The organism is Streptomyces atratus (assembly GCF_014648655.1).
In the GTDB taxonomy this organism is placed as follows: domain Bacteria; phylum Actinomycetota; class Actinomycetes; order Streptomycetales; family Streptomycetaceae; genus Streptomyces; species Streptomyces atratus.
On the sequence record NZ_BMRN01000109.1, the window covers coordinates 1 to 7,008 of the forward strand.

The window sequence follows — 7,008 nt, forward strand, 5'->3', positions numbered from 1 at the left end:
CCACGTCCCGCCCGTCGAGTACGAAGCCAACTACTACATGGAATCCACGAAACCCCAGGTCACAACCACAATCTGAGATCTCTACCGAACCCGGGGCGGTTCACTTGTCCTTGACCCGCTTACGCACCCGTTCCAGGAGAGCGGAATGCGAAACGGTATCGAAGGCCGCTTCGACGTCAGCATCCAGCACCCAGCGGTAACCCTTGGAGCCGAACAGCTGAATCTCGGCGATCGCGTCGTGAGCACGCCGCTCGGGCCGGAACCCGTAGGAGACCGGCTCAAAGTCAGCCTCGAAAATTGGTTCCAGCACCAGCTTCAGCGCCGCCTGGACAACCCGGTCCGCCACCGTCGGAATACCTAGGCTGCGGACTTTTCCGGAACCACCCGGCTTGGGGATCTTGCGTTCCCGCACCGGCTGAGGCCGGAACGAACCATCCTTGAGACTGGTCCGCAAGTCGTCCAGGAACCGGTGGACCCCGATCTGCTCTTCGACATGAGCGACGGTAACGCCGTCCATACCCGCAGTCCGAGCCCCCTTATTACCTGCGACCCGGTAGAACGCATAACGCAGCGTCATCGGGTCGTGCACGAAATTGAACAGGTCGCCGAACCTGCGGCCAGGATCGGCCGCCGCCCAACGGTGAAGCTTGGCCTGCATCCCCGATACCCGCCCACCAGACTCTTCCGGGTCCTCGACAGGTAGGGCACCGCCGTTCAGCGGTGCGTCTTTCAGCATTGCAGCCTCCTTCCCTTCTCGATACCGCTGCCGCCCTTCCCCATGTACGCACCTCTCGTGCGCTCGGAGTACTACGGCGGCTCCGCCCCGTCCCGGCCCGATCGGTTGACGATGGACCCAGCCCGTCCACCAGGACGGATTCCTGGCGGCGGGCGTGAGCCGGAACGGTTCCCGTGTTCACTGCAACTCGTTCGATGAAGTAGGAGCCCAGCTCTGTCCCTGCGGCATCGCCACGGCTACCCCGCAGCACTTCACCGTGGCCTCCCGACGGGCATGTCAAAGCCCGCCATGGAGTTCCCCGCTCCAGTCACCCGGTTCGAGGACGCACCGCACCCGGCCCATATCTGCACAGGTTTGAGCCGGCGGGGGGTTGAGAGACGTAGACGCTGGTTCCTCTCGTACTCCTCTCCATCACGCTTGCCGGACCCAGACCATCTGGCAGTTCTGGCCCGTCCCGGCTTTGTCGGGGCCGCTCTCACCCTCACCGGCATCTCCCGGATCAGGCTGCCCCCAGCTTCATCACCCTGCTGCGACAGGGATGATGGCGACGGTCTCTCACCTCCGCACGAGTAACAGCGCCTCACGGCGCACTGACACCACCCCCCAGGTCATGCCTTCGACAGGGGGCAACAGTCATGCCGGACCCGGAGGCCAGCGGCCCCGTTGCAGGACCGCGAAAAAGATAACGGGGCGTACAGCGCGACGCTGTCGAGGGTGCGACCGAGCAGGTGCAGGACAGTGAGCTGCCGGTTGCCAAGGCCGATGGCCGTCGGTCAGGTACTGGCTGACGCCGACTGGATGCAGCCGGTAGGGGGTCGGGGCGTAGTGCTCGTGCGGGACGGCGGAGATCAGTTCCCGGCAGGTCACCCGGGCACCGCCCCCGACCGGCCCCTCGTCCCATTTCCTCTGGGCACACAGCAGTTTGGCCTCGCGCCGGACCGGACGAGGCCAAACCCTGAAACGTTTTCCGTGATCTTCTAGGCAGTGCAGGCGCGGGCGGTGTGGACGGTGGTGGCGGTGAGGTAGAAGGCGTCGGGGCGCCAGAGGATGCTGGTAGGGGCGTCGGCGTGCAGGAGGGCCTCCACGGTCGCGCGGTCCTCGTCGTTCAGGTGCTCGCCGAACTGGTCGCGCTGCCGGGCGAGACGGGTGTGCAGGTACTCGCGAGCCGGTAGTCCGAGCGGGGCCGGCGAGTCGGTGAGAAAGGTGCGCGTGCCGGTGGGAACGAGACCGGCCCGGGCCAGCATGGCGGGCCAGTCCTCAACCTCATCCACGCCCGGGAGTTCGGTGCGCATGGCGGTGAAGCCGTCCTCATTGCCGGCGTCCAGGCGGGCCTGGAGTCCTGGGCGGCCCAGGCCGATGTCACGAGGAAGGAAGCGCACGGGCAGGCCGCGTTCGGCCACGGCGAGCAGCCCGCCGGGGCGCAGGGAGGCGGCGAGGGCGGTCAACGCTGCCTGCTGGTCGCCGAGATGGTGGATGGCGTTGGCGGACCAGATCAGATCGGCCGTGCCGAGCCTGCCGAACTCGTCCGGGAGGTCGGCCTGTTGGGTGGCGATACGGCCGGACGAACGTGTACGAGCCCGCTCCAGCAAGGCAGGCGACTGGTCGACGGCGACCACCTCTGCGCCCGGGAAGGCGTCGGCGAGCAGGTCGGCGACCACGCCCGGCCCACTGCCGACATCGAGTACACGCCCCACGCTGACGCCACCCAGCAGATCGCGCAGCCAGGTTGTGGCCTGGGTGAGCGCGGGCGTATGCAGTTCGGCCTCGCGTTCCAGATGGGAGCAGAGGGCGCCCCAGTCGATGTCGTGAACGTGCTCATGGGTGTGGCGGTGAGCGTGGTGGTGCATGAGGTGCTCCGATCCAGAGAGGATGGTTTGTCTGAGCAGCGGGAGCGAGGCGCAGCAAACCGGCGGCCGACTGTCAGCCCAGGTGAGCGAGGTCTGGCACGCCCGTCTGCGGCGTTGTCGTCGGTTGCCGACGACAACGCCTACGTCATGGCCTGCCGGGCAGGGACTAGCCCAGGTAGGGGGTGAGGGTTTCGAGTGTGGGCTTGGGAGCGGCAGCAGGCCTGGATGCGCCAGGCCGATGTCCAGTACCCGGTGGAATCATGTGTGTTCGCCGACGCTGATCCGCAACAGATCCCGCAACCAGTCCATGGTCCGATTGAGGGTGGGGGCGCTCGGTTCGGCCTCGCGGTTCCAGATGCGTCCCCAGGGCGCCCCTTGCGACGTCCTGATCGTGATACAAGTCCGTGATTCCTCGATTCCAGAAGTGCGGACCGCAGGCACCACGCACTCTGCCCAGCCCCCGCCGCGACGGAATGCGTGATGCCCGCCGGAGCTCAGCGAAGGAAGGGGCCGAGGCTTCGTTCCAGGAGGGGCTTCGGGGCGGCGCCCGTCCATGCCTTCGCGGGGGCGCCGTCGGCGTAGACCACGAAAGCGGGGATCGAGGACACTCCGTGCCGGTCCGCCAGTCCGGGCTCCTCATCAACGTTGATCTTGACAACGTCCAGGACACCCGCACGCTCGGCGGCCACCTCCTCAACGATGGGAGTGATCTTGATGCACGAACCGCACCAGGGGGCCCAGAACTGGACCAGGACGGGTCGCTTTGCCTGCAGTACACGGACGGGAAACGTCTGCTCGGTGACACTGTCCACGGGACCACTGCGCTTTGCTGCCATGGTGAAACTCTCCTTGTCGATGTGTTCGTGAACGAGTACCGCGACACCGAGGGACGATTTGGCCGCGGAGATCAACGCACGGCACCTGGACCGGGCCTGCTCGGCCGCTCGGTCGCCCTGGTCCCTCGCGGAGTAATACGGGCTGCCACGACTACAACGCCCGTGGCCTGCCGAGCGGTCATGTCAGGGCAGCCGTGGCGCGGTGTGCGCGGTGTCGTGCGATGGCGAGCTCCACGTCCTCGTGGAGCAGGTCGGCGTTGATGGCGAACGCAGCGGTGGAGCCCATACCTGCTGCGGCGATGACCTGGGCGCGTGGGTCGACGACGTTGCCGGCGGCCCACACCCCCGGCACGTTGGTACGGCCGGTCCGGTCCGTCACGACCCAGCCCTGGTCGTCCTCGGCGCAGCCGAGCAGGGCCAGGAGGTCGTCGCGCGGGGCCGGCCGAGGGAAGAGGAAGGCAGCGGTCCGGGGGATCACCCGGCCGTCGGTGAGCTCGATGCCGCGCAGGCGGTCGTCATCGACGACGAGCCGCACGGCCCTGCCCTCCACGATGTTCACACCGAACGCATCCAGCTGTTCCCGCTCCTGCGGGGAGAGTTCGAGCATGTGCGTGAGGAGGACGACGTCCTCGCTCCACTGACGCAGAAGCAGCGCCTGATGCACGGCCCCCGGGTGTGTCCCGAGAACGGCAAGGGGCTGGTCACGGACCTCATAGGCGTGGCAATACGGGCAGTGCAGCAGATCCTTGCCCCAACGCTCCCGGACGCCAGGAAGGTCGGGCAGTTCGTCGCGCAGCCCGGTGGCGACCAGGAGACGGCGGGCCCTGAGCACCGGGCCGCCCTCCAGGCGCACCTCGTAGCCGGGCTCGACGTGCTCCACCCGGCCCCGGACGATATCGACTCCGTAGCGGTCGATCTCCGCCCGCCCCAGGTCGAGCAGGGTTGCCGGGGGCAAGCCGTCACGGGACAGGAAGCCGTGCATGTGCGCGGCGGGGGCATTGCGGGGCTCGCCCGCATCGATCACCACCACCCTGCGACGGGCGCGCCCCAGCAGAAGCGCTGCATTCAGGCCTGCTGCTCCGGCACCGATCACCGCCACGTCGTGGATCTCGTCACCACGCAGAGCCGCGCCGCCGTCGCGTGTATTCACTGTCGTCTTGATCACTACGATCACCTCCGGTCCCCAAAGTGCTCCAGCACCGCACCACGAGCAACTTCTGTTGCCATTTCCGGGACGTCCCTGATTGAAAGGGGCTCACGGACGAGCAATCCCCCCATCGCCGCCGCGCTCGTCCAGGTCGCGGGCCAGGCGGCGGTGGAGCATGAGCCAGCCGGTTGGGTCGGCCGCGCGGTGAGGTGTCTGCCGTGGCAGGTCCTGTTCCGCGCGGCCTCCCGCCGAACCGGACATGACGGTTTCCCAGTCATCCGGCTCTCCAGTGACTACTGCGTGAGTGATCTGGCTGGCTGTTCCGAATGGATGCGGTCGTGAGGTTCCCCCGAGATGCGGGGATGGGTGACAGAAGGTCAGATGGGTCTCATGAGAGGAACCCAGACGATGCCTGCGCCGAGGAAGTACCCGCTGGAGTTGCGTGAGCGTGCGGTACGGATGTACCGGACCGCCGAGCCGAAGCCCGTGATCCGCCGCATGGCCGAGGAACTCGGCGTGCACCATGAGGCCCTGCGCAACTGGATCCGCCAGGCCGAGGCCGACGCCGGCGAACGCGACGACCTGCTCACCACCGCCGAGCGTGAGGAGCTTGCCGCCCTGCGCAAGGAGAACGCCCAGCTCAAGCGTGCGAATGAGGTCCTGCGGACGGCCTCGGCTTTTTTCGCGGCCCAGCTCGACCCGACCCGGCCCAGGTGACGGCGCTCGTTGACGAGCACCCGCATCTGGGGGGCGAGCCCGTACTCCGGGAACTGAACATCCCCTCCTCCACCTACTACCGGTGGCGCCAGGCCGAGAAGGAACCGTGCGAACGGCGCCGCCGGGACGCCGAGCTGACGGGCAGGATCCGGCAGGTCCACGACGAGTCCGGCGGGATCTACGGCTCACCTCGCGTGCACGCCGTCCTCAAGCGTGAGGGCGTCCACGTCGGCAGGAAACGCGTCGAGCGGCTCATGCGGGAGGCCGGCCTGGCCGGGATCAGCCCCCGCCGGGGCACGGGTTTCACTCGCCGTGCCCCGGACGCCGATCTGGCCCCTGACCTGGTGCAACGCGACTTCACCGCGAATGGGCCGAACCGGCTGTGGGTTACCGACCTGACCATGATCTCCACCGGGGAGGGGCCGTTGTGGCTGTCCGCGATCCGCGACGCGTTCTCCCGCCGGGTGGTCTCCTGGGAGACCTCCGCCCGCGCGGACGCCGACCTGGTCCTCACCTCGCTGGAGTATGCCCTGGCCAGCCGCGAAGTCGCCCCCGGTGAGCTCGTTCACCACGCCGACCACGGCTGTCAATACACGTCCGTGAAGCTCACAACACGCCTGGTCAGGGCCGGTATCCAGGCGTCCATGGGCTCGGTCGGCGACTCGTTCGACAATGCCCTGGCGGAGAACCTGTGGATGGTCATCAAGACCGAGTGCATCCGCGGCCGCGTCTTCGCCACCAGAGCCGAAGCGAACCTCGCGCTCTTCGAGTACATCGACGGCTTCTACAACCCCCGCCGCATCCAGAAACGGCTGGGCTACCTCAGCCCGATCGAGTTCGAGGAGAAGTACTACGCCGACCAGGCAGCGGCCGAACAAGTGAACCTGAAACCACGTCAACCCGCTCTGACCAGCTAGTCAGCCACTCCCGAGCTGCGGGGGAACCTCAGTGACACCTGCCATCTCGACTCCGCCAAGGCCAGATGACCTCAATTACTCGATCGTCTGGAGCAGGGTGCGCAGGGCGTGGTCGAGGGTTTCGCGTTCGTTGGGGGTGAGGGCGGAGAGGAGGCGGGATTCGTTGGCGGCGTGGTCGGTGACCGCGGCGTCGACGACTCTGTGTCCGCGGGCGGTGAGTGCCACATGGAAGCTGCGGCGGTCGGTGGGATCGAGGCGGCGTTCCACCAGGCCGTCCGCCTCCAGGCGGTCCAGGCGGTTGGTCATGCCAGCACGGGAGAGCATCAGGGTCTTCGCGAGGGCGGACGGGATCAGGGGGTAGGGGGCCCGGAGCGGCGCAGTGCGGCCAGTACGTCGAACTCGCCGCGGCGCAGGCCGTGTCGCGTGAAGACTTCTTCGAGTGCGGGGGTGAGGAGGAGTGAGAGCTGACCCAGTCGTCCAAAGACTCCCATCGCCGACAGGTCCAGGTCCGGCCGTTCCTTGTGCCACTGGTCGAGGATCTGGTCGACCGCGTCCCTGGGCTTCCGGCGTTCCTCGACAGTCACGCCCTGTTTGGTCACGTCTCCCTTGGTCACGCCTCCATCTTATTCGACGGCTGATAGTTAGCTGTCGTACTATTCGATGCAGAATTACTTCTGTCGATCTCGGTCCCGGCTCGCGGCCGGGGCCGGGGCCGGATACGGCTCCGATGAATGGAGGGGCATATGTCCTTGATCACTCCCGATGCCCAAGGCGGAATTCTGGTCCGGGATGCCGAGGCCGAGATGCT

At 67.3% G+C, this 7,008-nt stretch carries 8 protein-coding genes; 2 read left to right on the top strand and 6 right to left on the bottom strand.

The window, feature by feature from the left end; genetic code table 11:
* Positions 1-100: 100 nt before the first annotated feature.
* The 4 genes from IEZ15_RS42895 to IEZ15_RS42910 all read right to left on the bottom strand — a co-directional run bounded on the left by IEZ15_RS42895 (position 101) and on the right by IEZ15_RS42910 (position 4,581).
* Positions 101-736 (bottom strand): reverse transcriptase domain-containing protein, encoded by a 636-nt coding sequence (locus IEZ15_RS42895; RefSeq protein WP_308427518.1) that lies wholly within the window; start codon positions 734-736, stop codon positions 101-103.
* Between the two features lie 977 nt (positions 737-1,713).
* Complete coding sequence (locus tag IEZ15_RS42900; RefSeq protein ID WP_189282360.1) at positions 1,714-2,583, bottom strand: class I SAM-dependent methyltransferase; 870 nt, start codon at positions 2,581-2,583, stop codon at positions 1,714-1,716.
* 494 nt (positions 2,584-3,077) lie between these two features.
* On the bottom strand, positions 3,078-3,419 hold the full coding sequence (locus IEZ15_RS42905) for a thioredoxin family protein (RefSeq protein WP_189282361.1): 342 nt from the start codon (positions 3,417-3,419) through the stop codon (positions 3,078-3,080).
* 178 nt (positions 3,420-3,597) lie between these two features.
* The gene (locus IEZ15_RS42910; RefSeq protein WP_229846571.1) at positions 3,598-4,581 is read right to left on the bottom strand and encodes an NAD(P)/FAD-dependent oxidoreductase; all 984 of its coding nucleotides are present in this window, start codon (positions 4,579-4,581) and stop codon (positions 3,598-3,600) included.
* A gap of 393 nt (positions 4,582-4,974) precedes the next feature.
* Between IEZ15_RS42910 and IEZ15_RS42915 the strand changes: the two genes are divergently transcribed.
* Complete coding sequence (locus IEZ15_RS42915) at positions 4,975-5,283, top strand: transposase (RefSeq protein ID WP_176740405.1); 309 nt, start codon at positions 4,975-4,977, stop codon at positions 5,281-5,283.
* Positions 5,280-6,200, top strand: coding sequence for an IS3 family transposase (locus IEZ15_RS42920; protein WP_189282363.1), 921 nt, complete (start codon positions 5,280-5,282; stop codon positions 6,198-6,200). The genes IEZ15_RS42915 and IEZ15_RS42920 overlap by 4 nt, the downstream gene beginning before the upstream one ends.
* Before the next feature lie 75 nt (positions 6,201-6,275).
* On the opposite strand, the gene IEZ15_RS46190 is transcribed toward IEZ15_RS42920, so the two are convergent.
* Both IEZ15_RS46190 and IEZ15_RS46195 read right to left on the bottom strand, forming a co-directional pair.
* Complete coding sequence (locus tag IEZ15_RS46190; protein WP_229846569.1) at positions 6,276-6,506, bottom strand: MarR family winged helix-turn-helix transcriptional regulator; 231 nt, start codon at positions 6,504-6,506, stop codon at positions 6,276-6,278.
* 44 nt (positions 6,507-6,550) lie between these two features.
* Positions 6,551-6,814, bottom strand: coding sequence for a winged helix DNA-binding protein (locus IEZ15_RS46195; RefSeq protein WP_229846570.1), 264 nt, complete (start codon positions 6,812-6,814; stop codon positions 6,551-6,553).
* Positions 6,815-7,008: the final 194 nt, after the last annotated feature.